Source organism: Microbacterium sp. (assembly GCF_036823965.1).
Taxonomy (GTDB): domain Bacteria; phylum Actinomycetota; class Actinomycetes; order Actinomycetales; family Microbacteriaceae; genus Microbacterium.
The window spans coordinates 204,091-229,956 of record NZ_DAITBE010000003.1 but is presented as its reverse complement, the minus strand read 5'-3'; the positions used below and the strand labels follow the sequence as shown (position 1 = coordinate 229,956).

The following is a 25,866-nucleotide window of genomic DNA, read 5'->3' as shown; positions in this document are numbered from 1 at the left end:
GCGGGCATTGTCACGATCAGCGGACGAATCGCGACGATCGGTCCGCTGATCGTGACAGTGTCCGCAGATCGTGACGACGGATGCCGCATTCTGACGCATCGAGGATCCACAGCGATTTCCGATCACGAACCCGTACCGTCGATGACATGACGACCCTTCAGGTCACCGAAGACTCCATCCGCAAGACACGCGAACTGCGTGACGAGTTCCAGCGTTTCCTGCGCGAATACGAGTTCGGGATGCGCGAGGTCGAGACGAAGATCTCGATCCTGCGCGACGAGTTCACGCACGACCACGCGTACAACCCGATCGAGCACGTGAAGAGTCGGCTGAAGACGCCGGACAGCATCGTGGAGAAGATCGCCCGCAAGGGCATCGACGAACCCGACTTCGATCGCATCCGCGCCGAGATCACCGACATCGCCGGCGTGCGCGTGACCTGCAGCTTCGTCGCCGACGTCTACCAGCTCTTCGACCTGCTCACGCAGCAGGACGACGTGACCGTCCGTGTGGTGAAGGACTACATCGCGGAGCCGAAGGACAACGGCTACAAGAGCCTGCACGCGATCATCGAGGTGCCGGTGTTCCTCTCGACCGGCGCGTTGTCGGTGCCCGTCGAGGTGCAGTTCCGCACCATCGCGATGGACTTCTGGGCCAGCCTCGAGCACAAGATCTACTACAAGTTCTCGAACCAGGTGCCGTCGCACCTCGTCGACAGCCTGACGGATGCCGCGGCGGCCGCCGCCGAGCTCGACACCCGCATGGAGCGCCTGCACCGCGAGGCTCACGGCGTGCCGCGCAGGCAGCTCGCTCCGCCGCCGCCCCCTCGCATCGTCGGGGTCTGACCACCCCTGCGGGTGCGCCATCTTGCGAGGGCGCCGCAGCCCTGGGAGCATCGGCAGGTGGTGAGAACGCAGGAAGCCGTGCCCGTGGAGGCCGATCGCGGCGTCGACGAACTCGCGGGCGTCGACGAGCTCGCTGGTGTCGACCGTGGGCGGCAGGTCTGCGAGTGCGACCACGGTGATGACGAGGGCTACCAGCCGTGCGGACGCACGGCGAAGTGGCGCGTGACGGTCGACTGCGTCTGCGGGGAAGGTCACCCGCGCCGGGTCGAGATCCTGTGCTCGCGGTGCATGCGCACGCTGCGTCAGATCCAGGGCCGCGAGGCCATCACCGTGCGTCGCCTCTGACCGAGGCGCGGCGACGCCGGGAAAGCTCGTCACATCCGATCGGGCCTCGTCTCCGAACAAGGGGTGAGCACACCGCACCGGTGTGGGAGGAGACGACCATGGCGCAGCGCAGCAGTGGCAAACGATTCATCGCGTGGGCAGCCCTCGCCGGCCTGATCGGCGGTGCCGTCTTCCTCGCCACCGCTGAGGTCTTCGCGCTGGTGTTCGCCCGCGCGGCCAGTCCCATCCTCGCGGTCGGCGGATTCGTGATCGACATCGTGCCGCAGCCGTTCAAGGAGTTCGCGATCGCGACCTTCGGCGAGTACGACAAGATCGCCCTCCTCGCGGGACTCGGTCTGGCCGTGGTCATCGCCTCGGCGATCGCCGGCATCCTGCAGCTGATTCGACCGCCGCTCGGTGTGATCGCGCTCATCATCGCCGGGGCGCTCTCGACCGCGGCGATCGTGACCCGTGCCGGTGTCCAGCCGCTCGCGTTCCTGCCGCCGGTGCTCGGCACCCTGGCCGGATCGTTCATCCTCGTGCTCCTCATCCGCCGTCTGCGCGCATGGCGCGACTCGGTGCTTCCTGCCAAGGCGTCGAGCGGCACGCAGGCCGCTGTCGAGAAGACGGATGCCGCGGCAACGCCGCCGATCACGAAGCCGACCGCCACCGAGGCCGCGAACGCCACGAGCTCGAAGGCCGAGACCGCTGACGGCAAGCCCGCCGCCGCGGGCATCGACCGTCGCCGCTTCTTCGTGCTCACGGCGATCGCCGGAGCATCCGCTGTCATCGTCGGCGTCGCCTCACGCGCGGTCAGCATGACGGTCTCCTCGGTCGAGTCGATCCGCGACGCCCTGAAGATCCCGTCGCCGCGCAGCACGGTCACGATCCCCGAGGGCGCTGAGCTCGACATCCCGGGTCTCAGCAAGCTGTTCACGCCGAACAAGGACTTCTACCGCGTCGACACCGCGCTCACCGTCCCGTCGATCGACCCCGAGACCTGGCGTCTCGTGATCGACGGCATGGTCGATCAGCGCGTGGAGATGAGCTTCCAGGACATTCTCGACATGGGGCTCGACGAGTACGCGATCACCCTGACCTGCGTCTCGAACGAGGTCGGCGGCGAGCTCGTCGGCAACGCGAAGTGGCTCGGTGTGCCGCTGCGCGACGTGCTGAAGAAGGCCGGTGTGAAGTCCGGCGCCGACATGGTGCTCTCGAAGAGCGTCGACGGCTACACCGCCAGCACGCCGCTCTCGGCGCTGACCGACGACAACCTCGACGCGATCCTCGCTGTGGCCATGAACGGCGAGCCGCTGCCGCTCGAGCACGGCTTCCCGGTGCGCATGGTCGTTCCCGGTCTGTACGGCTACGTCTCGGCGACCAAGTGGCTCACCGAGCTCAAAGTCACGACCTTCGCCGCCGACGAGGCCTACTGGACTCCGCGTGGATACAGCGCAGAGGCACCGATCAAGTTCGCCTCGCGCGTCGACACTCCGAAGATCGGCGAAGCCGTCGCTGCGGGGAAGATTCCGATCGCGGGAGTCGCCTGGGCGCAGTCCGTCGGCATCAAGAGCGTCGAGGTCAGCATCGACAACGGCGACTGGGTGCCTGCGACGCTCTCGGCGCCGATCAACGACGACACCTGGGTGCAGTGGTTCATGGAGTGGGATGCCACCCCGGGAACGCACTACGTGGCCGTGCGCGCGATCAACAAGAACGGCGACCTGCAGATCGAGGAGCGCGCGCCGATCGCGCCCGATGGCTCCTCCGGGTGGCAGCGTTCGCTGGTCCGCGTCAACTGAGCCGGTGCGGCGTCTGACCCCACCGCATAGGGTGGGGTCATGACGTCGCTCCCCGCGTGTGTGATCACCGTCTCCGACCGGTCGTTCGCCGGTGAGCGAGAGGACCGAGGAGGGCCGATCGCGGTCGGGCTGCTGCGGGATGCCGGCTGGCATTGCCCGGATGCCGAGATCATCCCCGACGGTGCGGACTCCGTGTCAGACGCACTGCGACGGGCGGCGGCACGTGGCGTGCGATTGATCCTGACGACCGGCGGTACCGGCGTCAGCCCGCGCGACCAGACGCCGGAGGGAACCCGTCCGGTGATCACGCGCGAAGTGCCCGGCATCGCCGAGGAGCTGCGACGCAGCGGTCTCGCCGACACCCCGCTGTCGGTGCTGTCACGGGGCCTCGCCGGCATCATCGACCCCCAGGGCGCCCTCGTCGTGAACCTCCCCGGTTCGACGCGCGCCGTGGCATCCGGAGTTCCCATCGTGCTCGGCGTCGCCGCGCACATCATCGATCAGGTAGCGGGCGGAGACCACACATGAACGACGTACGGATCGCAGCGGTCAGCGAAGAGCGCCTCGACCTCGACGTGCACCTGCGGGCGGTGGAGGATCCTCGACTCGGCGCGGTCACGACGTTCGTCGGACGCGTGCGCGACAACGACCCAGACGCCGCGACCCCGGTGATCGGGCTGGAGTACAGCGGGCACCCCGACGCCGAGGCGACCCTGCGGACGATCGCCCAGACGGCGGGCGCGAGCGCCGACGCGCCGGCGCTCGTCGCCGTGAGTCACCGGATCGGTCACCTGGACGTCGGCGATGCGGCCGTGATCATCGCGGTCGCGTCCGAGCACCGTGCCGAGGCCTTCGAGGTCTGCCGCGCGGTCATCGAGGCGATCAAGAGCGACCTCCCCGTGTGGAAGCGCCAGCTCGAATCCGATGGTTCCACGTCGTGGAAGGGCATCGGGGGCTGAGCGACCTGCTGCGCGGGGTCAGCCGCCGGCGAAGGGCGGCAGCACGTCGATGAGCTGCACGCCGTCGAGCGGACGATCGGCGTCGGCGCGGACGCCGTCCACCATCACGGCGCAGCGGGGCAGGATGTCGACGAGTGCGGGATGCTCCGCGACGATCGCCGCTCGCAGGTCGAGGAGCGTGAGCTCGCTGCGCTCCTCCGCATCGGTGCCTGCAGCCTCGGCCGCTGCGGCGAAGTAGCGCACGCGCATCATCGGGCGTCCTCGGGAGCGATCTCGCCCTGACGCACCCAGTCGCCGGAGCGTCCGCCCGACTTCGCGACGATCCGCACGTCTTCGATCACGACGGCGCGGTCGATGCCCTTGATCATGTCGACGATGGCCAGCGCGGTCACCGACACCGCGGTGAGCGCCTCCATCTCGACGCCAGTGCGGTCGGCGGTGCCGACGGTCGCCTCCACGTGCACGCCGTCGTCGACGATGTCGAGCTCGACGCTCGCGCGGTGCACACCGATCACATGGGCCAGGGGTAGGAGCGATGGGGTGGCCTTCGCGGCCTGGATGCCGGCGATGCGGGCGACCGCGATCACGTCGCCCTTCGGCGCGGTGCCATCACGGAGCGCGGCGATCACCTCGGCGCTGCAGCGGACGAAGCCGCGGGCGGTCGCCGTGCGGACGGTCGGCTGCTTCGACGTCACGTCGACCATGTGCGCGTGGCCGGCGGCGTCGAGATGCGTGAAACTCATCCCACCAGCATGACATCGATCACGTCGCCCACGGCGACGGCCTCGACCTCCGCCGGCACGATCGCGAAGGCGTGCGCACGGGCGAGGCCGCCGGCCAGGTGCGAGCCTGATCCGCCGGCGGTGGCCGGCCGTACGGTGCGGGCCGCGAGGTCGACGATGGCCGGGAGGTACTGCCGCCGGCCGGGGGGCGTGGTCCATGCGGCGTCCGCGGTGAACGAGGCTCGAGGACGGTGGATGCCGGTGCGTCCCTGCATCGCGAGCAGTGCAGGGCGAACGAACACCTCGAACGAGACGGCGACGCTCACCGGGTTCCCCGGGAGGCCGAAGACGAGCGCGCCGGAGGCCAGCACGCCGAAGGCCTGGGGCTTGCCCGGCTGCATCGCGACCGCGGCGAACTCGACCTCGCCGCCGCCGTCGAAGGCCCCGCGCACCGGCTCGTAGGCACCGGCGCTGACACCGCCGGTGAACACGATGACGTCTGCCCCGAGGGCTGTGGCCTCGGCGGTGACGGCGCGCACGGCATCCGCCTCATCCACGACGCGCGCGACCAGGACGAGCTCGGCATCGGCATCCGCGACCAGCTGCTCCAGCAGCGGACCGTTCGAGTCGGGAATGCGGCCGCGCTCTGGGGCATCGCCGGGGGCGAGCAGCTCGCTGCCCGTCGACACCACGGCGACCCGAGGCGCACGCGTCACCGTGACCTCGGCGATGCCGGCGGCGACGGCGGCCGCGATCTGGAAGGCTCCGAGGCGCTCGCCCGCGAGCACGACCTCGTCTCCCGCGTGCAGATCGGCACCCCGGCGCCGCACGAAGACCCCTGGTTTGGCCGGTGCGCGCAGCACCTGCACCTCGCCGAGGGAATCGGCGAGCCCGCCGGCGGTGTCCTCGAAGGGCACGATCACGTCGGCATCCGTCGGGGTCGGCGAACCGGTCATGATGCGGGCGGCCTCGCCCTGGCCGAGTGCCGGATCGGTCGCGACACCGGCTGGGAGGTCGGCGATCACTCGCAGGGTGACCGGATGCTCTTCGGATGCGCCGGCGACATCCGCTTCGCGCACCGCGAAGCCGTCCATCGCCGAGTTGTCGAAGAGGGGGATGTCGTGGGCGGCGGTCGCCGGATCGGCGAGCGTGCGTCCCGCAGCATCCCGGATCGCACGCGTCTCGGCCTCGAGCACCTGCACAGCCTCGAGCACTCGCGTGAGCTGCTCCTCGACCGTCCGGCGGGCGCTCATGCGGACACCGCCGATGCCGGCGCCGCGGCAGCCGGCCGGATCACGATCTCGTGCTGCCGGCCGGTGCGTGCGTCGATCATCGCCAGACGGCCGAGCAGCGGTTCGCCCGCGCCGGTGATGAGCTTGATCGCCTCGCCGGCCAGCATCCCGCCGACCTGCACGCACAGCGCCCCGAGCACGCCGACCTGCGCGCAGCTCGGCGGCTCACCCTCGGTGCCCAGCGGGAAGAGGTCGGTGAGCACCACGGGGTCTCCTGCTGTCGGTCGGGACCAGAACACCGTGGCCTGGGCGTGCCACTCCTGCACGGCGCCCCACACGAGCGGCTGCCCGAGCGACTCGGTCGCCGCGGCCACGTCGCGGCGGGTGGCGAAGGAGTCGCTCGTGTCGACCACGAGATCGGCGCCGGCGAGCAGACGCTCGGCGTTGGCGGCGTCGAGGCGTTCGGCGATCCGGGTCACGGCGGTCTGCGGGGCGAGCGCGATGATCGCGCGAGCCGCGGACTCGGTCTTGCGCGTGCCGATGTCGTCGACGCGGTGCGCGAGCTGGCGCTGCAGGTTCGTGAGCTCGACGACGTCGTCATCGATCACGGTGATCGCGCCGACACCGGCAGCCGCGAGCGCGAGCAGCACCGGTGAGCCGAGGCCGCCGGCGCCGACGACGGCGACGTGCGCGGCGTTCAGGCGGCGCTGGCCTTCCTCTCCGATGCCGGCGAGCACCGCATGCCGAGCGGTGCGGACGAGTTCGGTCGGCTCCAGGGCCGGCGCCGGATCGACGAGAGGATGCATGGCTTCAGCGTATGCCCGGCGCACCCTCTTCCGCCCGGTCGCGGCATCCGTTATCGTGACTCGCCAACCGGCCTGGTCGGGCCACGAAAGGGGCGCTGACATGCGCACACTCATCGCTGTGGAGTTCACGTCACTGGACGGGATCATGCAAGCGCCCGGCAGGCCCGATGAGGACACGTCCGGCGGGTTCGATCGGGGTGGCTGGGCGGCGGACCACATGGCGCACGATCCCGAGGCCGGGGCGGCGGCCATGGCGGGCAGCGGTGCGACGGAGGGCATGGTCTTCGGTCGACGGACGTACGGCGACCTCGTCGGGCACTGGCTCTCGACATCGGAGCCGAATCCGTTCACCGACGTGCTGCGGGCGACGCCGAAGTTCGTCGCCAGCAGGAACCCCGCGGCGGATCTGCCGTATCCGAACAGCGAGCTCGTCGCCGGAGAAGCCGTCGACACGATCGCGCGGATCAAGGCGGAAGGCGATGGCGAACTGGTCATGCTCGGGAGCGCGACCCTGCTGCACAGCCTGCAGGGAGCCGACCTGATCGACGGGTACATCCTCACGATCCTCCCGGTGACGGTGGGCAGCGGGAAGCGTCTCTTCGTCGACGGCACCGTCCCTGCGACGCTGACGCTCGCCCGATCCGTGGTCACCCGGCAGGGCGCGATCGTCGCGGAGTACCGCCGCGCGTGAGCGGACGGCGCCTCAGCCCGCGGCATCCAGCAGCGAACCGAGCTCGGACGGGTGCGTGAGCCGCCACCACTCCGAGGGCTGGTCGATGCTCCCCTCGATCTTCACCGGAGCGGTGACGGTGTTCGGGCCGGCGGTCCAGGTGATGCTCCCGACGACCGTGCCGTCCGTGTAGGTCGGCGGGGTCGCGATGTCCATGGTCGCGACGATCGGCGTATCCGACCAGGTGAAGATCGACGCGGTCTGACCGACGACGAGGCGGGCGCTCGAGCCCCATGGCGTCGAGATCGTGCCGACCTCCTGGTCTGCTGTCGCGACGGCGACCTGGTGGAAACCGCTGCGGATGCTGTGCAACGTGTCGATCACGGTTGCGTTGACCGACTCGCGTGACACACCTCCGAGCACGACGCCGGTCACCGTGAGCGGCTCAGCGGCACCGACGTCGAGCGTCGCGGTGTACAGCAGGCTGGAGGTGCCCTCGCCCAGGGTGCCGGTCTTCAATCCCGTGATCCCGGCGGTGCCGAGGAGGCCGTTGGTGTTGTACAGCTGGCCGGCTCCTGGGAGCGAGATCGACGGGGTCGCGACGATCTGCGCGATCGCCGGATGCGCGGCGGCGAGCTTCCCGATCGTCAGGAGGTCGGCAGGGGTGCTCGTGTTGCGCGGGCTGATGCCGGTGGGCTCGGTGATCGTGGTGCCGGTCAGGCCGTGCGCGGCGAGCCAGTCGCGGGTCGCACCGAGGAAGGCGTTCTGGGACCCGAAGATCCGGGACGACAGCGCCTCGGCGTAGTTGCTCGCCGAGGGGATCAGCATGGCGGCCAGGGCATCATGCAGTGACATCGAGGTGCCGGTGGGCATGGGAGCGATGGTCGCCCCCTGCACGTAGTACCTGTCGTAGAGGTCGTGATCGGCTTTGGTGAAGGTGATCGTCGGGCCGGGGTCATCGGCTGAGGTGAGGGGTGCCTTGTCGAGGATGACGAGTGCCGTGACGAGTTTGGTGATGCTCGCGATGGGGAGGGGGTCGCCGGTGCCGCTCGACGACCAGATCCCACTCGCGCCCTCGCCCAGGTACGCGTCTGCGCCGGCGACGCTGATCGCCGACGCACCTGAAAGGGGAGCTGCGATGGCAGCGGCTTCGACGGTCGGCACCTGCGGTGCACGGGCGGTCACCTCGGGCTGGTCCACCGGGGCCGTGAGCGCCCATCCGATGTACCCGCCGACCGCGGCCAGCAGCAGGACGACACAGATGGCGGCGATGATGAGTCCCCGACGTCTGCGTGCGCTGCGCACCTCCGGGTCGATTCGATCGCGAGCGCGCGTGAACTCCTGCTCATGGGTCAGCAGCTCAGCGAACTCGGACAGCTCGTCCGTCGGTTGATCCGGTCTCGCCATCCAGGTCCCCCACGGTCGCGTCTGGTCTGAGCATCACCGTAGCGTCGATGCCGGTCCGCGGGGAGAGGCAGGCATGGAGCGTCGCAGTTGCGGCGGATTCGATCGCAGGCATCCGCATCTGCGGTAGTCTCGCGAGTATGCAGACCTATCGGATCTCTCGCGCGGCAGAGCTGCTCGGGGTGAGCGACGACACCGTGCGTCGCTGGATCGATCAGGGGCATCTCCCGGTCACGGATGCCGTGCCGGCAGAGATCCCCGGCGATGCACTCGCCGCCCGCGCGATCGCGCTCGCCGCAGAGGCGAAGGCCGCGGACGACATCCTCTCCAGCGCGCGCAACCGCTTCGTCGGGATCGTCACCAGGGTGCAGATCGACGGGCTGATGGCGCAGGTCGACCTGCAGGCGGGTCCGCACCGCGTCGTCTCGTTGATGTCGGCCGAGGCGGCCCGCGAGCTGCACCTCGAGGTCGGCTCGCTCGCCACTGCATCCGTCAAGGCGACCCAGGTCGTCGTCGAAGTTCCGAAGGGCTGACCATGAACCGCACGATCCGCCGATCCGCCACCGCGCTCCTCGCCGTCGCCGTCCTCGCCCTCACCGGGTGTGCCGGTGCGGCCGGATCCGCACCATCGCCGTCCGCGGCGACCGAGACCGCCGCGGAGAGCACCCTGACCGGCGAGCTCACGGTCTACGCGGCTGCCTCGCTCTCCGGCGCTTTCGACGAGATCGGTGCTGCGTTCACCGACGAGAACCCGGACGTGCAGTTCAGCGGGGTCTACGACGGCTCCTCGACGCTCGTCACGCAGGTCCTCGAGGGCGCTCCCGCCGACGTGTTCGCCTCCGCCGACGAGGCGAACATGGAGAAGGCGACGGATGCCGCGATCGACCCCGAGCTGTTCGCCTCGAACACGCTCGTGATCGCGGTCCCTGCAGGCAACCCGGGCGACGTGAAGACGCTCGCGGACCTGGCAGGCGTCACCACGGTGCTCTGCGCCCCCGAGGTGCCGTGCGGCGCGGCCTCCGCGAAGCTCCTCACCGCCGCCGCTGTCACGGTCGAGCCGGCGAGCCTCGAGCAGAACGTGACCGCAGTGCTCACGAAGGTCGCGGCCGGCGAAGCGGATGCCGGACTCGTCTACGCCACCGACGTGATCGGTCGTGACGACGTCGAGGTGATCGTTCCCGAGAACGCCGATGACGTCGTGAACCACTACCCGATCGCCGCGCTCACCGACGCCCGCAACCCTGACGCCGCAGCAGCCTTCGTCGAATTCGTGCTCTCTGACGCCGGTCAGAAGATCCTGGCGGACTTCGGCTTCGGGAAGCCATGAGCTCGGGCGGACGCGGCTACGCCCCGCGTGCGCTCGCGATCCCGGCCCTGATCGGGCTCGCGTTCCTGATCCTGCCGCTCACGGCGCTCGTCGCGCGCGTGCAGTGGTCGACGTTCATCGCCGATGTGACGAGCGAGGCGGCGCTGTCTGCGCTCGCACTCTCACTCGGCACCGGTCTCATCGCGACGCTGCTGTGCATCGTGGTCGGTGTGCCGCTGGCGCTGTACATCGCGCGGTCGGGGCCACGGCTCGCGGCTGTGCTTCGAGCGGCGGTCACCGTGCCGCTCGTGCTGCCGCCCATGGTCGGCGGCGTCGCGCTGCTCTACCTGTTCGGCCGCGCCGGCTGGTTCGGCGGACTCGGGCTGTCGTTCAGCACCCCGGCGGTCGTGCTCGCGCAGACCTTCGTCGCGCTGCCGTTCCTCGTGCTCGCGGTCGAGGGGGCTGTGCGAACCTCTGGCGTCGACTACGAGCGCACGGCCGCAGCGCTCGGCGCAGGACGCTGGACGATCCTCCGGCGCATCACACTGCCCCTCGCAGCTCCCGGCATCGTGGCCGGTGTCGTGCTGTGCTTCGCTCGTGCGATCGGCGAGTTCGGTGCCACGGCGCTCTTCGCCGGCAACCGTCCGGGCGTCACCCAGACCATGCCGCTCGCGATCTACACGGCCTTCAACGGGGCAGGTGTGACGCAGGGCGCGGCCGTCGCCCTCGCGCTGCTCCTGCTCGCCACCGCGATCGCCGTGCTGCTGCTCGTGCGCGGCTGGCGCCCGGGAGCTGCGCGATGAGCGGCGGGCTGCATGCCCAGGTCGTCGTGGAGCGCGAGCACTTCGCGGTCGACGTGACGGTCGAGGTCGCGCCAGGTGAGACCCTCGCCGTGATGGGACCCAGCGGTGCCGGCAAGTCGACGCTGCTGCAGGCGCTGGCCGGACTCGAACCGCTGACCGCCGGGGAGATCACGATCGACGGACGCGTCGTCGATCGGGTCACCGCGCCGCGGGTGCAGACCCCGCCGATGGGCCGCGGCATCGTGCTGCTCGGACAGGACGCCAGGCTCTTCCCGCATCTGTCCGTGCGCGAGAACGTCGCCTTCGGCCCCCGTGCCGCCGGCGTCGATGCCAGGGCGGCGCGCGACGCGGCAGACGAGTGGCTCGTGCGCGTCGGCCTTCCGGGATCGGGGGATCGGATGCCGCGCGAGCTCTCCGGCGGAGAGGGGCAGCGCGTCGCGATCGCTCGCGCACTCGCCGCGTCGCCCCGTGCGGTGCTGCTCGATGAGCCGCTCGTGGCGCTCGACCCGGCGACGGCAGGAGAGATCCGACGGATGCTCCGCGACCAGCTCGCCGGCACGACGACCGGTGTCCCGGTCACGACGATCGCGGTCACGCATGACGCGGCGGATGCCGTCGCGCTCGCCGAGCGGCTGCTGATCGTGGAGTCTGGTCGCGTCACGCAGCGCGGACCCGTGCGCGAGGTGCTTGCGGCACCGGCATCCGCGTTCGTCGCCTCGATCGCCGGCGTCAACCGGGCCGTCGGGGTCGCCGACGCTGGAGCCTGGCGAAGCGGAGCGGTTCTGCTGCACAGCTCTGATGCGGCATCTCGCGCCCTGGCTGCGAAGGGCGGCGCTGCGCTGGCCGCGGTGTTCCGGCCGGCAGACGTGCACATCGTGTCTGCGGACACCCCGGACGCGTGGCGCACCCGGATCGTCCGGCTCGAGGCCACGCTCGCCGGCATCCGAGTGCATACCGAGGTGAGCCGGGTCGACGTCTCGCTGTCGGACGCCGCCGCGTTCGCGCCGGGCGACGAGCTGCACCTGCGAGTCGACCCCGCCGATGTGCGGTTCGTGCCGGTGGACGCTTAGTCGGGCTGCGCGCTGTTCTCGATCAGATGCAGCTGGCTGCCCTCCGGGTCGACGAGGAACCCCACCCGCTGACCCCACGGCTGCATGGCGACCGGATGCAGCCGCGGGAACCCGACGGTCTTCTCGACGACGCCCGTGCCGGCGATCTGTCGGTACAGCGAATCGACGTCATCGACGCGGATGCTGCACATGAAGGAGCTCATGGCCGGCACGTGCTCGGGGAAGAGGAAGAACTCCAGGACCAGGTCGCCCCGGTGCATGATCAGCCAGCCGTCGTCGCGGTGGTCGAGCTCGAATCCGAACCCGCCGTAGAACGCGATCGTGTCGTCGAAGTCGCGAGACGGCAGATTCGGCACTGCGTGATCGGTCATGCGGCGAGCCTACTCATGGGGCGCTCTGGTGCGTCGGTCGCTGGACTCGTCCCGGTGCCGTCGCGCCGGTGGGGTGTCGCATCGGACCGCGTCAGGTGCCGCGAGGCGGCCGTCCGCGACACCGCCGTCACGGCACGGTGCAGGCCCCAGTGAGCCAGGTCGACGCTCAGGCGCGGTCGTGCAGCGTGACGTGATAGCCGTCGGGGTCGGCGAAGGTGAAGGTGCGGCCGAAGGGGCCGTCGATCGGAGCCGCGACGATGGTGTGTCCGTCGGCGACGAGGGCGTCGTGGATCTCCTGCACATCGGTGGCGTGCAGCCAGATCGCGGCGCCGATGCCCGGCCGGTCGGCGGAGGCGAGGTCGGTGCCGGGCACGATGTCGCGCAGCGCGAAGGCGATGGGCTCGGTCTGGAAGACGACGGCGTGCGGCGGGCCGGCCGGCGAGCGGACCAGGCCGAGGTACTGCTCGTAGAACGCCTGCGACGCGTCGAGATCGCTGGCCTGGAGGGAGATGAAATCGGGACCGGTGACGGGCATGGTGTGACTCCTGTTCTTGTGTCAGTTTTCTGACACGCATCAATCTATGTCAGAATACTGACATGAGTCAAGACGGAGATCGCATCGACCTCGAGACGTCACTCGGCTATCTGCTCAAAGAGGCGTCGAGTGCGCTTCGCGCCGCGATGGAAGACGTGCTCCGCCCGCTCGGGATGACCGTCACCCACTACTCCTGTCTGGAACTGCTCGCGCAGCGGCCAGGGCTGTCGAACTCGGAGCTCGCCCGAGGCACGTTCGTGACGAGGCAGTCGATGAACGTGCTGCTGCAGGCGTTGGAGCGCGACGGCTCGGTGACGCGCCCCGCTGAGGCCGCGGTCGGGAAGGTGCTGCCCGCGCAGCTCACGCCACTGGGCCGGCAGCGGCGCGAGGCTGCGAGCGCGGCGGTCCGTTCGGTCGAGGTCAGGATGCTGGCGGGGATGACCGAGCAGGAGCAGGCGGGCGCGCTGAAGATCCTCCGCAGCATGATCCACTCGCTGCGCGTCGAGCCATAGTCCGGTCCGCGCGAACGCTGGCAATATGCCGGTCGTCGTGGTCTGGCGACCCGGGCCGCCGACCTGCGGGTTAGTCTCGGAGGATGACGGGCAGCGAGGAGACGCCATGACGGCCGTACCGGTCGTGATCGGTGCGCGCGCGCCGCACCCAGCCCCGTCTCCCGCCGACACCAGCGCCCTGGTCGACACGCACGGCCGCGTGCACAGAGACCTGCGCATCTCGCTCACCGACCGATGCTCGCTGCGCTGCACGTACTGCATGCCGGAGCAGGGCAATGAGTGGCTCGCCCGCACCAGCATCCTGTCCACCGACGAGCTCGTCGAGGTCGCCCAGGTGGCAGCGTCGCTCGGCATCCGGACCTTCCGCCTGACCGGCGGGGAGCCGCTGCTGCGCGCGGACATCGTCGACGTCGTGCGCCGCGTCTCGCAGATCGAGGGTGCAGACGGGCCGGTCGAGGTCGCGATGACGACGAACGGCATCACGCTCGCGAAGAAGCTTCCGGAGCTGATCGACGCGGGGCTCACCCGTCTGAACATCAGTATCGACACGGTCGACCGTCAGCGCTTCGCCGATCTCACCAGGCGCGACCGGCTCGACGACGTGCTCGAGGGCATCGCGGCGGCCGCGGCATCCGAACTCCGACCGCTCAAACTCAATGCGGTCGCCATGCGCGGGGTGAACGACGACGAGCTCGTCGACCTCGTGGCGTTCGCGATGGACGTGGGCGCGCAGCTGCGGTTCATCGAGCAGATGCCGCTCGACGCCGGGCACACGTGGGACCGCACGACGATGGTGACGCGCGAGGAGATCCTCGACTCGCTCGGCGAGCGCTGGGACCTCGAGCCGGTGCCGGGGCGCGGCGGAGCGCCGGCCGAGAAGTGGCGCATCGACGGCGGCCCGCACGAGGTCGGCGTGATCGCCTCGGTCACCGCGCCGTTCTGCGGTGCGTGCGATCGCCTGCGGCTGACCGCCGACGGTCAGCTGCGCAACTGCCTGTTCTCGAACGCCGAGTACGACCTCATCGGGGTGCTGCGCGGCGAGGGGTCGATGCCGGGTGAACGCTCCGACGGGATCGCCGACATGCTGCGGTCCTGCGTGCACGGCAAGCTGCCGGGGCACGCGATCAACGATCCCTCGTTCCTGCAGCCGGCGCGCGGGATGAACGCGATCGGCGGCTGAGCCGCGCGATCAGCCCAGGAACTCCCGAGCCGCCGCCGACAGCGCTGTGACGCCGACCTCGATGGTCGGGTGGATCTCGGGCGCGAAGTACGGTGAGTGATTCGTCGGGATGTCCTTGTCGAGCGTGCCGGCCGCCATCGACGCGGCGAACTTCGCGGGGTCGACGCCGCCCCAGAACCAGAACACCAGGGGAGCTCCGGTGTCGCGAGCGAACCACGAGACGTCCTCGCTGCCGGTGAACATGCCGGGGTCGACCACCGCGGCCTCGCCGAGTGCGCGCTGCAGGGCGGAGGTCACGCGGGCCGTCGCCTCGTCGTCGTTGATGGTCGGCGGGAGCGTGTGGTCGGTGCGGATCTCGGGCTCGCGCTCCGCACCGGATGCCGCGGCCTCGGCCCGGACGATGCGCTCGACGCTCGCGAGCACCTTGGCTCTGCCCTCGTCGTTCGGGTAGCGCAGGCTGAGCTCGAGCTTCGCCTCGGCCGGGATGATGTTGTTCTTGAGGCCGGCGTGGATGGAACCGACGGTCACGACGGCGACGTCGCGCGGGTCGACCTCGCGGGAGGCGATCGTCTGCAGACGCATGACGGTCGCCGCGGCCATCACGATCGGGTCGATCGTGGAGTGCGGGCGCGAACCGTGCCCGCCGCGGCCGTGCAGCGTGACGGTGAGTCCGTCCGACGCCGCCATCTGCGTGCCGGGTCGGACCCCGATCGTGCCTGCGGGCAGCGGGGTGACGTGCTGGCCGAGCACGATGTCGGGGTGCGGCACGAGGTCGCGCAGGCCGTCGTCGAGCATCGCGCGGGAGCCTGCGCCGTACTCCTCGGCGGGCTGGATCAGCACGACCAGCGTGCCCGACCAGTCGGCGCGCTCCGCGACGAGCTTCTCGACCGCGCCGATCATGGCGGTCACGTGCATGTCGTGCCCGCACGCGTGCATGACGGGCACCGTGTTGCCACCCGGGTCGATGCCGGTGGCGGTGCTCGCATACGCGAGGCCGGTCTGCTCGCCGACGGGGAGTGCATCCATATCGGCCCGCACCCAGACCACCGGGCCCTCGCCGTTGACGAGCGTGCCCACGACGCCGGTCACGCCGACACCCTCGTGCACCTCGAGTCCCAGATCACGCAGGTGCGCGGCGGCGATGCCGGCGGTACGGGTCTCCTGGAACGAGAGCTCGGGGTGCTGGTGCAGGTCGATGTAGAGCGCTTCGAGATCGATCGTCATGTCCCGAGCCTATCCGCGCCCGTCGCGGATGAGGAGGGATGCTCTGTGCCGACCCGGCCCCGTGCGTGCGACCCGGCCCCTTGCGTCGCGAGAGAAGGGGGTGGCTCGCACAGAAGGGGAATGCTCGGCAGGGTGGCGGGGCGGGGTCAGGCCGGGTGGACGTAGGTGGGGAGCGGCGGGCCTGGATGCAGCACGGCGTTCACGATCGCCTGGATCGCGAACTCACTGGCGGTGCCGAGCTCGACGATCTCCGGATGCAGCAGCCACTGCAGCTGCAGGCCGTCCATGACGGCGAGGATGCTGGCCGCGGCATCCGCGATCGTGTCGGGCGCCGTCACGCCCTCCTGCGCGCAGAGCTCGTGGAAGGCGGCGGTGACCTCGCGGCGGAGGGTCGTGTAGCGGTCCTCGAAGTACTCGCGTCCTGGGTGATCGTCCGTGACGGACTCGGACGACAGCACGGTGTACGCCTGCACGATGCCGGGTCGCAGCTCGTTCGCGAAGGCCGTGCGCACGAGGTGCAGGAACAGCTGCGGGCCGTCGGGGATGTGCTTCTCGGCGAGCTCGGCGACGTCGGCCTGATCGCGGTAGGCGAGCACCTCGAGCAGCAGCTTCTGCTTCGATCCGAAGTGGTGCAGCACGCCGGCGTGCGTGATGCCGACCTGCTCGGCGACGTCGGCGAGCGTGCCGTTGGTCGAGCCCTTGTTGCCGAAGATCTCGACCGCGGCCTTCAGGATCTGCTCGCGCTTCGCGCGGGTCGCCGGGCGCACACGAGTGGTCTCGGTGTCTTCGCTCATCGTGGCCCTCCCTTCGATCGTCGCTGCGCTTGCCATCCTACTTACCAGTCGGTAACCTCACGTAAGCTTACTTTCTCGACAGTAAGCAAATCACACCCAGTCCCGGATCCCCGTCCGGAAGCGACGCAGCACAATGACCCGTGCCCAAGGAGAAGCAATGAAGCTCAGAACATCTCTGATCGCCGCCACGGCGATCACCGCCCTCGGCGTCTCGGCCCTCGCCGGATGCTCTGCCGGCGGTTCGAACGAGAGCGGTGGCGATGCCGCCGCACTCACGATCGCGAAGCCGGACGGCGCGATCACGACCGAGTCGAACAACCCGTACGTCGGCGACTCCGCGGCGTCGAAGTACGGCTACGGCAAGGTCATCTTCGAGTCGCTCGGCCTCGTCAACCAGACCGGTGACCGCGGCGTGACGCCGTGGCTCGCCGAGAGCATCGAGTGGAACGACGACTACACGGCCCTGACGGTCGTGCCGCGCAAGGACGTTACCTGGAGCGACGGCGAGCCGTTCACCGCCGACGACATCGTCTACACCTACGAGCTGGTCTCCACCCCCGCGCTCGACACCGCCGGCCTGAAGTTCGAGGGTGCAGAGGTCGACGGCGACGCCGTGACGCTGAAGTTCGGCGAATCGAAGTACGTCAACCAGGCCCGTGTGCTGCACGTCCCGATCGTGCCGAAGCACATCTGGGAGAACCTCGACGAGCCGGCCACGAACCCCGTCAAGGGCGACGACCTCGTCGGCACCGGCCCCTACGCGCTCTCCAACTGGTCGACCGAGTCGGTCACCCTCGAGGCTCGCGACGACTACTGGGGCGGCGAGCTCGCCGTGCCGGAGCTGCACTACGTCTCCTACGGCGACAACACCGCGCTGACCACTGCGCTCGCGCAGGGCGAAGCCGACTGGGCGCAGGCATTCATCCCGCAGATCCAGGAGCAGTTCCTCGACGCCGACACCGAGCACAACAAGTTCTGGGCGGCTCCGACCACCGGCTCCGCAACGCTGTTCATGAATCTGCAGCAGAAGCCCTTCGACGACCCGGCCTTCCGTCAGGCGCTCGCCTGGGTGATCGACCGCGACGCCTACGTCGACATCGCCCGCGAGGGTGCCAGCGAACCGGTCTGGTCCGTCACCGGTCTCTCCTCGATCCTCGAGGACGAGATCCAGCCGGAGTTCAAGGACGAGAACTACTCGGTCGACGCCGAGAAGGCGCGCGACCTGCTCACCACCGCCGGGTACACGTGGAAGGACGACGCGCTCGTCGATCCCGACGGCACCCCGGTGTCGTTCACGCTCTCAGTGCCATCCGGCTGGAGCGACTGGAACACCGCACAGGAGCTGATCGCGGAAGACGTGAACGAGGCCATCGGCGCCGAGGTCAAGATCGACATGCCCGACTGGGGCGGCTGGCAGGGTCCTCGCGACGAGGGCACGTTCTCGGCCATCATCCACTGGCTCGAGGACAGCGGCACGGCCTACGGCCTCTACACGTCGACCATGGACCCGCGCTGGATCTCGCCGGAGGGCATCGCCGGCTTCAACTTCGGCCGCTTCGAGGACCCGGCGGCGACCGAGGCCCTGAACGCCTACGCGAACGCCTCCTCGGACGAGCAGCGCACCGCGTCGCTCGACACCCTGCAGAAGATCTTCGTCGACCAGGTGCCGGCGATCCCGCTGGGCGCGCACCCGCTGCTGGGTGAGTTCAACACCCGCAACTACGTGGGATGGCCGTCGGAGGAGGACCCGTACGCATCCGCTGACCCGACGCAGCAGAACATCGTGCAGATCCTCACGAAGCTGAAGCCCGCCGAGTAAGCACCACTCGGGGAGGCCCGGTCGGCCTCGACACGCTCAGCCACCCGTTCCCGGGTCTCTGGGCCTGTCGAGGGGCCGGACCTCCCCCACCAGGCCGACGAAGGACACCCCCATGCCAGATCCCCTGCTCACCGTGCGCGACTTCTCGGTCGTGTACGACGTCGATCCGCCGGTCGAGGCGGTGAAGAACGTGACCATCGAGCTGCAGCGAGGCGAGATCCTCGGCCTCGCCGGCGAGAGCGGATGCGGCAAGACGACGCTCGCCTACGGCGTGCAGCGCCTGCTGCGCGCTCCTGCCGTGATCACCGGAGGAGACGTCACCTTCCACGATGCATCCGGCGTCGACATCGACATCAACGCGCTCGACGTCGACGCGATGCAGCGCTTCCGCTGGGACAAGGTCTCGATGGTGTTCCAGGGCGCGATGAACGCGCTGAACCCCGTCGCCACGATCGGCTCGCAGCTGGAGGACGTGTTCGAGATCCACCGTCCGGAGATGAACCGCAAGCAGCGGCGGGCCGAGGCTGAGGAGCTGCTCGAGATCGTCAAGGTCGGTCGCCAGCGCACCCGGTCGTTCCCGCACGAGCTCTCCGGCGGCATGCGACAGCGCGTGATGATCGCGATGGCGCTCGCGCTGCGCCCGCAGCTCATGGTGATGGACGAGCCGACCACCGCCCTCGACGTCCTGGTGCAACGGGAGATCCTCAAGCAGATCTCGCAGCTGCGGCACGAGTTCGGCTTCTCGGTGATCTTCATCACGCACGACCTCCCGCTGCTGCTGGAGATCAGCGACCGGATCGCGATCATGCGCGAGGGCGAGATCGTCGAGCTCGCCACCGCCGAGCAGATCTGGACGAGCCCGCAGCAGGAGTACACCAAGACGCTGCTGTCGTCGTTCCCCCGACTGACCGGTGCCAGAGGAGTGCTGACGCGATGACCACCCTCGAATTCAGGAACGTCGCCAAGACGTACAACGTGCGCGGCGCCGGGCAGCTCAAGGCGCTCGACGACGTCAGCTTCACGCTGCACTCGGGTCAGACGATCGGCCTGGTCGGGCAGTCCGGCAGCGGCAAGTCCACGATCGCGAAGATCCTCACCCAGCTCGAGACCCCGACGAGCGGTCAGGTGCTGCTCGACGGCACGCCGATCCCCCGGCGGGGCAAGGGGCTGCGGAAGTACCGGCAGCAGTTGCGCATGGTCTTCCAGGATCCGTTCGCCTCGCTGAACCCGTACCACTCCATCCGGTACCACCTGGAGCGGCCGATCCGCCTCGACGACGTCGTTCCCAAGAAGGACACCGAGGACGAGGTCCGGCGCCTGCTGGATCGCGTTCGGCTGGACGCGGATGCCGTGATCGACCGCCGTCCGCATGAGCTCTCCGGCGGGCAGCGCCAGCGCGTCGCGATCGCCCGCGCCCTCGCATCCCGCCCTTCGCTGCTCGTCGCCGACGAGCCGGTGTCGATGCTCGACGTCTCGATCCGGCTCGGCGTGCTGAATCTGCTCGCCGATCTGCAGCGCGAAGAGGGACTCGGTGTGCTCTACATCACCCACGACCTCGCCACCGCTCGCCACTTCAGCGACGAGATCATGGTGCTGAACCAGGGGCGTGTCGTCGAATACGGACCGGCCGACGACGTCATCCTCAACCCGCAGGACCCGTACACGCGCGAGCTGCGCGCAGCATCACCCGATCCGGAGAAGCACTTCGCTGCGTCGTCCGGTTCGATCTCGAACGGAGGTGCACTGTGAGCACCGCATTCCCTCAGCTCGACGACGACGACCTCGTGCAGCGCGATGCGCTCGAGGTCGGCACGACCGCGACGACCGCCGAACGTGGCCACCGGCGGGTGCCCTGGCGCTTCTTCGCCGGACGCGCCGGCTTCTACCTGTTCACGCTGTGGGCGGCCATCACGATCAATTTCTTCCTGCCCCGCTTCATGAAGGGCGACGCGGTCAGCTCGTACCTCGCCCGCAACCGCAACGTCAGTCCCGAGGCTGCCGAGTCCCTGCGCATCCTGCTCGGCGTCGACACCGACAAGTCGGTCTGGCAGCAGTACATCGACTACTGGGCGATGCTGTTCCGCGGCGACCTCGGCATCTCGACCCTGCACGGCCTCCGGCCCGTGGTCGAGGTGCTCTCCGCCGCCCTGCCGTGGACGCTCGGCCTGGTCGGCATCGCCACGATCATCTCGTTCCTGATCGGCACGGTCGGCGGCGCGATCGTCGGCTGGCGCCGCGGGAGCAAGCTCGACGCGCTCATCCCGATCACGACCTTCTTCAACACGATCCCCTACTTCTGGCTCGGCCTGATCGCGATCGCGATCTTCTCGTCGACCCTGAAGTGGTTCCCCTCCTCGCACGCCTATGACAAGGGGCAGTCGCCGGAGTGGAGCTTCGACTTCATCGGCCAGGTCATCATGCACGGCACGCTGCCGGCGCTGACGATCATCATCGCCTCGCTGGGCGGCTGGATGCTCGGCATGCGCAACATGATGCTGACGGTCCTCGACGAGGACTACATCACGGTCGCGCAGGCGAAGGGGATGCCGAACAGGCGCGTGCTCTGGGCCTACGCCGCCCGCAACGCGGTGCTGCCGCAGATCCAGAGCTTCGCACTCTCGATCGGCTTCATCGTCGGCGGCACGATCGTCATGGAGATGGTGTTCAGCTACCCGGGCGTCGGCAAGCTGCTGCTCGACGCCACCAACGCCAAGGACTACGCGCTCATGCAGGGCGTGTTCCTGGTGATCACGCTCTCGGTGCTCGTGGCCAACATCCTCGCGGATGTCGTCTACGCCTACCTCGACCCGCGCACGCGCCAGACGGAGGCCTGAGATGACCGTTCCCACCACCACCGGCAGCGCTGCCCCTGACGGGTCGCCCGTCGTCTCCGGGATGCCGGAGACCGCGACGCTGCGCACACCGGCATCCACCCCGCCGGAGCGGAAGACGTTCTGGACGCAGCTCGTGCAGGCGTTCGCGATGTTCCGCAACCCGAAGTCGATCGCCGGGCTCATCATCCTCGGGGCGTTCGTGCTCGTCGCGATCCTGGCCCCGTGGCTCTCGCCGTATGGTCCGACGCAGAAGGATCGAGGGGCGCTCCGGCAGCCGCCGTCGTTCGAGCACTGGCTCGGCACCACGCACATGGGCGAGGACGTGCTGAGCCAGCTCATCTACGGCACCCAGGGCGTGATCGTCGTCGGCTTCCTCTCGGCGCTGATCGCCACGGTCATCGCGATCACGGTGGGTGTGATCTCCGGCTACGTGCGCGGCTGGAAGAGCGAGTCGCTCTCGGCGCTGACCAATGTGTTCCTGGTGATCCCCGGCATCCCGCTGATCATCATCGTGGCCTCGCAGTTCGAGAACCCGCCGCTGATCGTGATCGCCGCGGTGCTCGGACTCACCGGGTGGGCCTGGGGTGCGCGCGTGCTGCGCGCCCAGACGATGTCGCTGCGCAATCGCGACTTCATCCAAGCCGCACGGGCGAACGGCGAGCCGCTCCGCCGCATCATCACGGTCGAGATGCTGCCGAACCTGATGGCGCTGATCGCCTCGAGCTTCGTCGGCACCGTGACCGCCGCCGTGCTCGGCCTGACCACGCTGGCCTTCATCGGCGTGATCCCGGTGAGTAACCTGAACTGGGGCACGATCCTCTTCTGGGCGCAGCAGAACGGCGCCTTCCCACGACTGTGGTGGTGGTACGTCCCCGCAGGACTCTGCATCGCGATCATCGGCGTCGCACTCTCCCTCATCAACTTCGGGATCGACGAGTACGTCAACCCGAGGCTGCGGTCCGCCGGCGAGCGGGCGAGGGCCATGAAGAAGAAGGGACTGAACGTGAACGACGCCGTCACCGCGGTGCGCACGGTCCCGCTGCCGCCGAAGAGCGACCCGCCGACGCGCACCCGAACCGACACGACGACCGATACGACACAGAACGCCGAGTGATGACCTCTCAGACCCTGACCACGGTCCTTCCCTACCAGGACCCCGCCCTCTCGATCCCGGAGCGCGTCGCCGACCTCCTCGGCCGCATGACGGTCGAGGAGAAGGTCGGGCAGATGCTGCAGCTCGACGCGCGCGACGACCTCGACGACCACATCGCCCGTCGTCACGCCGGGTCGATCCTGCACACCTCGCCGGAGCGCATCCTCCGCGCGAACGAGCTCACGGCGCAGACGCGTCTGCGCATCCCGCTGCTGGTCGCCGAGGACTGCATCCACGGACACTCGTTCTGGCCAGGCGCCACGATCTACCCGACCCAGCTCGGGATGGCCGCATCGTGGGATGCCGAGCTGGTCGAGCGCGTGGCCAGGGCGACCGCCGAGGAGGTCGCCGTCACCGGCATCCACTGGACGTTCTCACCGGTGCTGTGCATCGCCCGCGATCTGCGCTGGGGCCGTGTCGACGAGACCTTCGGCGAGGACCCGTTCCTGATCGGCGAGATGGCCTCGGCGATGGTGCGCGGCTACCAGGGCGACGGGCTCGACGACCCCACCGCGATCCTGGCGACCGCGAAGCACTTCGCCGGGTACTCCGAGACGCAGGGCGGACGCGATGCGAGCGAGGCCGACATCTCGCGGCGCAAGCTGCGCTCGTGGTTCCTGCCGCCGTTCGAGCGCGTCGCGCGTGAGGGCTGCCGCACGTTCATGCTCGGCTACCAGACCACCGACGGCGTGCCGATCACGACGAACGACTGGCTGCTCAGCGATGTGCTGCGCGGCGAGTGGGGCTACACCGGCACGCTCATCACCGACTGGGACAACGTCGGCCGCATGGTGTGGGAGCAGCGGATCCAGCCCGACATCACGCACGCGGCCACGGCTGCCGTCCGTGCCGGCAACGACATGATCATGACAACGCCCTCGTTCTTCGAGGGGGCGCTCGACGCCGTCTCGAAGGGGTTGCTCGCGGAGGACGCGTTCGACGCGGCCGCCGCTCGCATCCTCACGCTGAAGTTCGAGCTGGGACTGTTCGAGAACCCGCGTCTGCCCGGGACGGAACTGGATGCCGTGGTCGGCAGCGCCGCCCACGCGGAACTGAACCTCGACATCGCGCGTCGTTCGCTCGTGCTGCTCGAGAACGACGGCACGCTGCCGCTCGATGCCGCAGCTCCCGTGAAGGTCGCCGTGGTCGGGCCGCTCGCGGACGACGCGCAGACGCAGCTCGGCGACTGGGCGGGCGGGTCCGGTCAGGCCGGGTGGCTCGACGGGCAGCCGCGCGAGATGATCACGACCGTGCTCGACGGCCTGCAGGCGATCGACGGCTGGTCGATCGCGCACGCTCGCGGTGCCGACATCCTGACCCTCGAGGCCGACCCGCAGGGCGCGCTGTTCCCGGACGGGCAGCCCCGCCCGCCGGTGGTGAAGCCGTGCGCGCCGGACGAGGCGCTGATCGCGGAGGCCGTCGCAGCGGCGGAGAACGCCGATGTCGTGGTGGCCGTCGTGGGCGACCGCATCGAGCTCGTCGGCGAGGGCCGCTCGACCGCGACCCTCGAACTGATCGGCGGCCAGATCGCGCTGCTCGACGCCGTGATCGCGACCGGCACGCCGGTGGTTGTGGTGCTGCTCGCGTCGAAGCCGCTCGTGCTGCCGGCATCCGTCTCCCCGGCTGCAGCCGTCATCTGGGCCGCGAGCCCCGGCATGCAGGGTGGGCGCGCGCTCGCCGAGATCATCTCGGGTGCCGTCGAGCCCTCCGGCCGGCTGCCGATCTCGTTCGCCCGCCACGTGGGTCAGCAGCCGACGTACTACAACCAGATCCGCGGACAGCATGGCGACCGCTACGCCGACCTCACGCAGTCGCCCGCCTGGGCCTTCGGCGAGGGACGGTCGTACACGACCGTCGAGTACTCGGACCTCTCGGTGGAGCGGTCGGTGCTGGGCCGCGACGACGTGGTCGTGGGACACGTGACCGTGACGAACACGGGTGACCGGCCGGCGCGCGAGACCGTGCAGGTCTACGTGCGGGATGCTGTGACGAGCGTCAGCTGGACCGATCGCGAGCTCAAGGCGTACCGGCAGGTCGACGTCGAGCCCGGCGAATCCGTGCGCGTGCGCGTGGAGGTGCCCGTGAACGACTGCTCGATCGTGGATGCCGCCGGCGACCGCATCGTCGAGCCCGGGACGTTCGAGCTGCTGGTGGGCCCGTCGTCGCGCGAGCAGTCGCTGCTCGCGGCATCCTTCGACGTCGCCTGACCTCCCTGCCTGCCCTTCCCTGCCCTGCCCTGCCGAGCCACCCCCTTCTGTGCGAGCCACCCCTTTGTGGGCGCATACAAGGGGGTGGCTCGCACACACAGGGGTGGTTCGGCAGGGCGGGGGGTGCCGCGGAGATGAAGCTGTATGACGCTCACGGCGCCGCGGCTCCTGGAACGGCTTAGCGTGAGAGGTATGACTGCTGACGCCCGCGTGTACGTGATCCACGAGAACGCCGAATGGTTCCCGCCGTTCGCCGCGGCCTTCGACGCCGAGGGCGTGCCGGCCCAGGAGTGGCTGCTCACCGACGGGTCGATCGACCTGAACGCGGAGCCGCCGGCCGGTGTCTTCTGGTCACGCCTGAGCGCCTCGGCGCACACGCGCGATCACGGCGACTCGAAGGAGTACGGCCGTGCCGTCCTGCGCTGGCTCGAGGCAGCCGGTCGCACGGTCGTGAACGGCAGCCCGGTGCTCGAGCTCGAGGTGAGCAAGGCCGCCCAGCACGCGGCGCTGCAGCGCGCCGGCATCGTCGTGCCCCGCACCGTCGCCGTCTTCGGCACTGCGGCACTCAAGGAGCGGGCCCGCGAGTTCACCGCTCCCTTCATCAGCAAGCACAACCAGGGCGGCAAGGGCCTCGGCGTCCGCCGCCACGACAGCCACGATGAATTCGACGCCTGGGTCGACGGCCCCGAGTTCGAGGCATCGCCCGACGGCATCACGCTGCTGCAGGAGAACCTGTTCGCAGCGGCGCCCTTCGTCACGCGCGTCGAGTTCGCCGGCGGTGAGTTCGTCTACGCCGTGCGGGTCGACACGAGCGCAGGCAGCTTCGAGCTGTGCCCGGCCGAGGCGTGCGCGCTGCCCGGTGCCGACGGGGTCGAGCCCGAGCCGCTGTTCCGCATCCGCGACGAGATCACGGCGGAGCATCCGCTCGTCCAGCAGTACCGCTCCTTCCTGCAGGACGCCGGGATCACGGTCGCAGGCATCGAGTTCATCGAGACCGTCGACGGCCGACTGGTCACCTACGACGTCAACACGAACACGAACTACAACCCGGACGTCGAGGCAGGGGCCGCGGTCTCCGGGCCGGGCACGATCGCCCGGTTCCTCGGCGGGCTGCTGGCCCGCGAGACGGAGCCGGTCGCGGTCTGAGTCGTTGGCGGTCTGAGTCGTTGGCGGTCTGAGTCGTTCGCGGTCTGAGTCGTTCGCGGTCTGAGTCGTTCGCGGCCGCCGCTCCGCCGCTCTGCCACATCGCGGACTCGGCCGTCCGCCGCACCCGTCGTTCCATCGGCATGGAGAA

At 69.6% G+C, this 25,866-nt stretch carries 28 protein-coding genes; 19 read left to right on the top strand and 9 right to left on the bottom strand.

Annotated elements, in window-relative coordinates:
- Positions 1-146: 146 nt before the first annotated feature.
- From V7Z82_RS07310 to V7Z82_RS07290, 5 genes are all read left to right on the top strand, one after another.
- Complete coding sequence (locus V7Z82_RS07310) at positions 147-845, top strand: GTP pyrophosphokinase (RefSeq protein ID WP_334149595.1); 699 nt, start codon at positions 147-149, stop codon at positions 843-845.
- 57 nt (positions 846-902) lie between these two features.
- Positions 903-1,190, top strand: coding sequence for a hypothetical protein (locus tag V7Z82_RS07305; RefSeq protein ID WP_334149593.1), 288 nt, complete (start codon positions 903-905; stop codon positions 1,188-1,190).
- Positions 1,191-1,288: 98 nt separating this feature from the next.
- Positions 1,289-2,971 carry a molybdopterin-dependent oxidoreductase gene (locus tag V7Z82_RS07300; protein WP_334149591.1) on the top strand — a complete coding sequence of 561 codons (1,683 nt, stop codon included), beginning with the start codon at positions 1,289-1,291 and terminating at the stop codon, positions 2,969-2,971.
- 39 nt (positions 2,972-3,010) lie between these two features.
- Positions 3,011-3,499 (top strand): MogA/MoaB family molybdenum cofactor biosynthesis protein, encoded by a 489-nt coding sequence (locus V7Z82_RS07295; RefSeq protein ID WP_334149589.1) that lies wholly within the window; start codon positions 3,011-3,013, stop codon positions 3,497-3,499.
- A complete protein-coding gene (locus V7Z82_RS07290; protein ID WP_334149587.1) occupies positions 3,496-3,930 on the top strand; it encodes a molybdenum cofactor biosynthesis protein MoaE in 435 nt (144 codons plus the stop codon). Before V7Z82_RS07295 ends, V7Z82_RS07290 begins: the two co-directional genes overlap by 4 nt.
- Before the next feature lie 18 nt (positions 3,931-3,948).
- Here the strand turns inward: V7Z82_RS07290 and V7Z82_RS07285 are convergent, their stop codons facing one another.
- The 4 genes from V7Z82_RS07285 to V7Z82_RS07270 are packed head-to-tail and all read right to left on the bottom strand — an operon-like array spanning position 3,949 to position 6,690.
- Positions 3,949-4,182 carry a MoaD/ThiS family protein gene (locus V7Z82_RS07285; protein WP_334149585.1) on the bottom strand — a complete coding sequence of 78 codons (234 nt, stop codon included), beginning with the start codon at positions 4,180-4,182 and terminating at the stop codon, positions 3,949-3,951.
- Positions 4,179-4,673 carry a cyclic pyranopterin monophosphate synthase MoaC gene (gene moaC / locus V7Z82_RS07280; protein WP_334149583.1) on the bottom strand — a complete coding sequence of 165 codons (495 nt, stop codon included), beginning with the start codon at positions 4,671-4,673 and terminating at the stop codon, positions 4,179-4,181. The genes V7Z82_RS07285 and moaC overlap by 4 nt, the downstream gene beginning before the upstream one ends.
- Entirely contained in the window at positions 4,670-5,905 is a 1,236-nt protein-coding gene (locus V7Z82_RS07275; protein ID WP_334149581.1) for a molybdopterin molybdotransferase MoeA, read from the bottom strand. Before V7Z82_RS07275 ends, moaC begins: the two co-directional genes overlap by 4 nt.
- Positions 5,902-6,690 carry a HesA/MoeB/ThiF family protein gene (locus V7Z82_RS07270; RefSeq protein WP_334149579.1) on the bottom strand — a complete coding sequence of 263 codons (789 nt, stop codon included), beginning with the start codon at positions 6,688-6,690 and terminating at the stop codon, positions 5,902-5,904. The genes V7Z82_RS07275 and V7Z82_RS07270 overlap by 4 nt, the downstream gene beginning before the upstream one ends.
- Before the next feature lie 100 nt (positions 6,691-6,790).
- Here V7Z82_RS07270 and V7Z82_RS07265 point away from each other — a divergent pair, with 100 nt between their 5' ends.
- Positions 6,791-7,381 (top strand): dihydrofolate reductase family protein, encoded by a 591-nt coding sequence (locus V7Z82_RS07265; protein WP_334149577.1) that lies wholly within the window; start codon positions 6,791-6,793, stop codon positions 7,379-7,381.
- A gap of 12 nt (positions 7,382-7,393) precedes the next feature.
- Here the strand turns inward: V7Z82_RS07265 and V7Z82_RS07260 are convergent, their stop codons facing one another.
- Entirely contained in the window at positions 7,394-8,767 is a 1,374-nt protein-coding gene (locus tag V7Z82_RS07260; protein ID WP_334149575.1) for a D-alanyl-D-alanine carboxypeptidase family protein, read from the bottom strand.
- A gap of 137 nt (positions 8,768-8,904) precedes the next feature.
- Between V7Z82_RS07260 and V7Z82_RS07255 the strand changes: the two genes are divergently transcribed.
- From V7Z82_RS07255 to V7Z82_RS07240, 4 genes are read left to right on the top strand one after another with little or no spacing between them, the layout of a single operon-like run.
- The gene (locus V7Z82_RS07255) at positions 8,905-9,297 is read left to right on the top strand and encodes a TOBE domain-containing protein (protein WP_334149573.1); all 393 of its coding nucleotides are present in this window, start codon (positions 8,905-8,907) and stop codon (positions 9,295-9,297) included.
- Positions 9,298-9,299: 2 nt separating this feature from the next.
- Entirely contained in the window at positions 9,300-10,091 is a 792-nt protein-coding gene (modA, locus tag V7Z82_RS07250) for a molybdate ABC transporter substrate-binding protein (protein WP_334149571.1), read from the top strand.
- Entirely contained in the window at positions 10,088-10,873 is a 786-nt protein-coding gene (gene modB, locus V7Z82_RS07245; protein ID WP_334149569.1) for a molybdate ABC transporter permease subunit, read from the top strand. Before modA ends, modB begins: the two co-directional genes overlap by 4 nt.
- On the top strand, positions 10,870-11,943 hold the full coding sequence (locus V7Z82_RS07240; RefSeq protein WP_334149567.1) for an ABC transporter ATP-binding protein: 1,074 nt from the start codon (positions 10,870-10,872) through the stop codon (positions 11,941-11,943). Before modB ends, V7Z82_RS07240 begins: the two co-directional genes overlap by 4 nt.
- On the opposite strand, the gene V7Z82_RS07235 is transcribed toward V7Z82_RS07240, so the two are convergent.
- Both V7Z82_RS07235 and V7Z82_RS07230 read right to left on the bottom strand, forming a co-directional pair.
- On the bottom strand, positions 11,940-12,314 hold the full coding sequence (locus V7Z82_RS07235; protein WP_334149565.1) for a bleomycin resistance protein: 375 nt from the start codon (positions 12,312-12,314) through the stop codon (positions 11,940-11,942). The two genes, V7Z82_RS07240 and V7Z82_RS07235, sit on opposite strands and share 4 nt — an antisense overlap.
- A gap of 166 nt (positions 12,315-12,480) precedes the next feature.
- Complete coding sequence (locus V7Z82_RS07230; protein ID WP_334149563.1) at positions 12,481-12,849, bottom strand: VOC family protein; 369 nt, start codon at positions 12,847-12,849, stop codon at positions 12,481-12,483.
- A gap of 62 nt (positions 12,850-12,911) precedes the next feature.
- On the opposite strand from V7Z82_RS07230, the gene V7Z82_RS07225 reads away from it, so the two are divergent.
- Positions 12,912-13,361 carry a MarR family winged helix-turn-helix transcriptional regulator gene (locus V7Z82_RS07225; protein WP_334149561.1) on the top strand — a complete coding sequence of 150 codons (450 nt, stop codon included), beginning with the start codon at positions 12,912-12,914 and terminating at the stop codon, positions 13,359-13,361.
- Between the two features lie 106 nt (positions 13,362-13,467).
- The gene (gene moaA / locus V7Z82_RS07220; RefSeq protein ID WP_334149559.1) at positions 13,468-14,541 is read left to right on the top strand and encodes a GTP 3',8-cyclase MoaA; all 1,074 of its coding nucleotides are present in this window, start codon (positions 13,468-13,470) and stop codon (positions 14,539-14,541) included.
- 9 nt (positions 14,542-14,550) lie between these two features.
- Here the strand turns inward: moaA and V7Z82_RS07215 are convergent, their stop codons facing one another.
- Together V7Z82_RS07215 and V7Z82_RS07210 are read right to left on the bottom strand one after the other, a co-directional pair.
- Positions 14,551-15,765: an amidohydrolase gene (locus V7Z82_RS07215; RefSeq protein ID WP_334149557.1), complete on the bottom strand. Its 1,215-nt coding sequence runs from the start codon at positions 15,763-15,765 to the stop codon at positions 14,551-14,553.
- A gap of 146 nt (positions 15,766-15,911) precedes the next feature.
- Positions 15,912-16,559, bottom strand: coding sequence for a TetR/AcrR family transcriptional regulator (locus V7Z82_RS07210; protein WP_334149555.1), 648 nt, complete (start codon positions 16,557-16,559; stop codon positions 15,912-15,914).
- A gap of 157 nt (positions 16,560-16,716) precedes the next feature.
- Between V7Z82_RS07210 and V7Z82_RS07205 the strand changes: the two genes are divergently transcribed.
- The 7 genes from V7Z82_RS07205 (at position 16,717) to V7Z82_RS07175 (ending at position 25,718) form a co-directional block, all read left to right on the top strand.
- Positions 16,717-18,378 carry an ABC transporter substrate-binding protein gene (locus V7Z82_RS07205; RefSeq protein ID WP_334149553.1) on the top strand — a complete coding sequence of 554 codons (1,662 nt, stop codon included), beginning with the start codon at positions 16,717-16,719 and terminating at the stop codon, positions 18,376-18,378.
- A 112-nt stretch (positions 18,379-18,490) separates the two neighbouring features.
- Positions 18,491-19,315, top strand: a complete 825-nt coding sequence (locus tag V7Z82_RS07200) for an ABC transporter ATP-binding protein (RefSeq protein WP_334149551.1) — start codon at positions 18,491-18,493, stop codon at positions 19,313-19,315.
- Positions 19,312-20,127 (top strand): ABC transporter ATP-binding protein, encoded by an 816-nt coding sequence (locus tag V7Z82_RS07195; RefSeq protein ID WP_334149549.1) that lies wholly within the window; start codon positions 19,312-19,314, stop codon positions 20,125-20,127. The genes V7Z82_RS07200 and V7Z82_RS07195 overlap by 4 nt, the downstream gene beginning before the upstream one ends.
- Entirely contained in the window at positions 20,124-21,212 is a 1,089-nt protein-coding gene (locus V7Z82_RS07190) for an ABC transporter permease (RefSeq protein WP_334149547.1), read from the top strand. Before V7Z82_RS07195 ends, V7Z82_RS07190 begins: the two co-directional genes overlap by 4 nt.
- Position 21,213: 1 nt before the next feature.
- Positions 21,214-22,326 (top strand): ABC transporter permease, encoded by a 1,113-nt coding sequence (locus V7Z82_RS07185; RefSeq protein WP_334149545.1) that lies wholly within the window; start codon positions 21,214-21,216, stop codon positions 22,324-22,326.
- A complete protein-coding gene (locus V7Z82_RS07180) occupies positions 22,326-24,572 on the top strand; it encodes a glycoside hydrolase family 3 N-terminal domain-containing protein (RefSeq protein WP_334149543.1) in 2,247 nt (748 codons plus the stop codon). The genes V7Z82_RS07185 and V7Z82_RS07180 overlap by 1 nt, the downstream gene beginning before the upstream one ends.
- 192 nt (positions 24,573-24,764) lie before the next feature.
- The gene (locus tag V7Z82_RS07175; protein ID WP_334149539.1) at positions 24,765-25,718 is read left to right on the top strand and encodes an ATP-grasp domain-containing protein; all 954 of its coding nucleotides are present in this window, start codon (positions 24,765-24,767) and stop codon (positions 25,716-25,718) included.
- The last annotated feature ends 148 nt before the right edge of the window (positions 25,719-25,866 follow it).

Bases quoted from the DNA above. Each gene is read 5' to 3' on its own strand.
- V7Z82_RS07310 (WP_334149595.1), top strand. From the start codon at position 147: ATGACGACCCTTCAGGTCACCGAAGACTCCATCCGCAAGACACGCGAA.
- V7Z82_RS07300 (WP_334149591.1), top strand. From the start codon at position 1,289: ATGGCGCAGCGCAGCAGTGGCAAACGATTCATCGCGTGGGCAGCCCTC.
- V7Z82_RS07295 (WP_334149589.1), top strand. From the start codon at position 3,011: ATGACGTCGCTCCCCGCGTGTGTGATCACCGTCTCCGACCGGTCGTTC.
- V7Z82_RS07290 (WP_334149587.1), top strand. From the start codon at position 3,496: ATGAACGACGTACGGATCGCAGCGGTCAGCGAAGAGCGCCTCGACCTC.
- V7Z82_RS07285 (WP_334149585.1), bottom strand. From the start codon at position 4,182: ATGATGCGCGTGCGCTACTTCGCCGCAGCGGCCGAGGCTGCAGGCACC.
- moaC (WP_334149583.1), bottom strand. From the start codon at position 4,673: ATGAGTTTCACGCATCTCGACGCCGCCGGCCACGCGCACATGGTCGAC.
- V7Z82_RS07275 (WP_334149581.1), bottom strand. From the start codon at position 5,905: ATGAGCGCCCGCCGGACGGTCGAGGAGCAGCTCACGCGAGTGCTCGAG.
- V7Z82_RS07270 (WP_334149579.1), bottom strand. From the start codon at position 6,690: ATGCATCCTCTCGTCGATCCGGCGCCGGCCCTGGAGCCGACCGAACTC.
- V7Z82_RS07265 (WP_334149577.1), top strand. From the start codon at position 6,791: ATGCGCACACTCATCGCTGTGGAGTTCACGTCACTGGACGGGATCATG.
- V7Z82_RS07260 (WP_334149575.1), bottom strand. From the start codon at position 8,767: ATGGCGAGACCGGATCAACCGACGGACGAGCTGTCCGAGTTCGCTGAG.
- V7Z82_RS07255 (WP_334149573.1), top strand. From the start codon at position 8,905: ATGCAGACCTATCGGATCTCTCGCGCGGCAGAGCTGCTCGGGGTGAGC.
- modA (WP_334149571.1), top strand. From the start codon at position 9,300: ATGAACCGCACGATCCGCCGATCCGCCACCGCGCTCCTCGCCGTCGCC.
- modB (WP_334149569.1), top strand. From the start codon at position 10,088: ATGAGCTCGGGCGGACGCGGCTACGCCCCGCGTGCGCTCGCGATCCCG.
- V7Z82_RS07240 (WP_334149567.1), top strand. From the start codon at position 10,870: ATGAGCGGCGGGCTGCATGCCCAGGTCGTCGTGGAGCGCGAGCACTTC.
- V7Z82_RS07235 (WP_334149565.1), bottom strand. From the start codon at position 12,314: ATGACCGATCACGCAGTGCCGAATCTGCCGTCTCGCGACTTCGACGAC.
- V7Z82_RS07230 (WP_334149563.1), bottom strand. From the start codon at position 12,849: ATGCCCGTCACCGGTCCCGATTTCATCTCCCTCCAGGCCAGCGATCTC.
- V7Z82_RS07225 (WP_334149561.1), top strand. From the start codon at position 12,912: ATGAGTCAAGACGGAGATCGCATCGACCTCGAGACGTCACTCGGCTAT.
- moaA (WP_334149559.1), top strand. From the start codon at position 13,468: ATGACGGCCGTACCGGTCGTGATCGGTGCGCGCGCGCCGCACCCAGCC.
- V7Z82_RS07215 (WP_334149557.1), bottom strand. From the start codon at position 15,765: ATGACGATCGATCTCGAAGCGCTCTACATCGACCTGCACCAGCACCCC.
- V7Z82_RS07210 (WP_334149555.1), bottom strand. From the start codon at position 16,559: ATGAGCGAAGACACCGAGACCACTCGTGTGCGCCCGGCGACCCGCGCG.
- V7Z82_RS07205 (WP_334149553.1), top strand. From the start codon at position 16,717: ATGAAGCTCAGAACATCTCTGATCGCCGCCACGGCGATCACCGCCCTC.
- V7Z82_RS07200 (WP_334149551.1), top strand. From the start codon at position 18,491: ATGCCAGATCCCCTGCTCACCGTGCGCGACTTCTCGGTCGTGTACGAC.
- V7Z82_RS07195 (WP_334149549.1), top strand. From the start codon at position 19,312: ATGACCACCCTCGAATTCAGGAACGTCGCCAAGACGTACAACGTGCGC.
- V7Z82_RS07185 (WP_334149545.1), top strand. From the start codon at position 21,214: ATGACCGTTCCCACCACCACCGGCAGCGCTGCCCCTGACGGGTCGCCC.
- V7Z82_RS07180 (WP_334149543.1), top strand. From the start codon at position 22,326: ATGACCTCTCAGACCCTGACCACGGTCCTTCCCTACCAGGACCCCGCC.
- V7Z82_RS07175 (WP_334149539.1), top strand. From the start codon at position 24,765: ATGACTGCTGACGCCCGCGTGTACGTGATCCACGAGAACGCCGAATGG.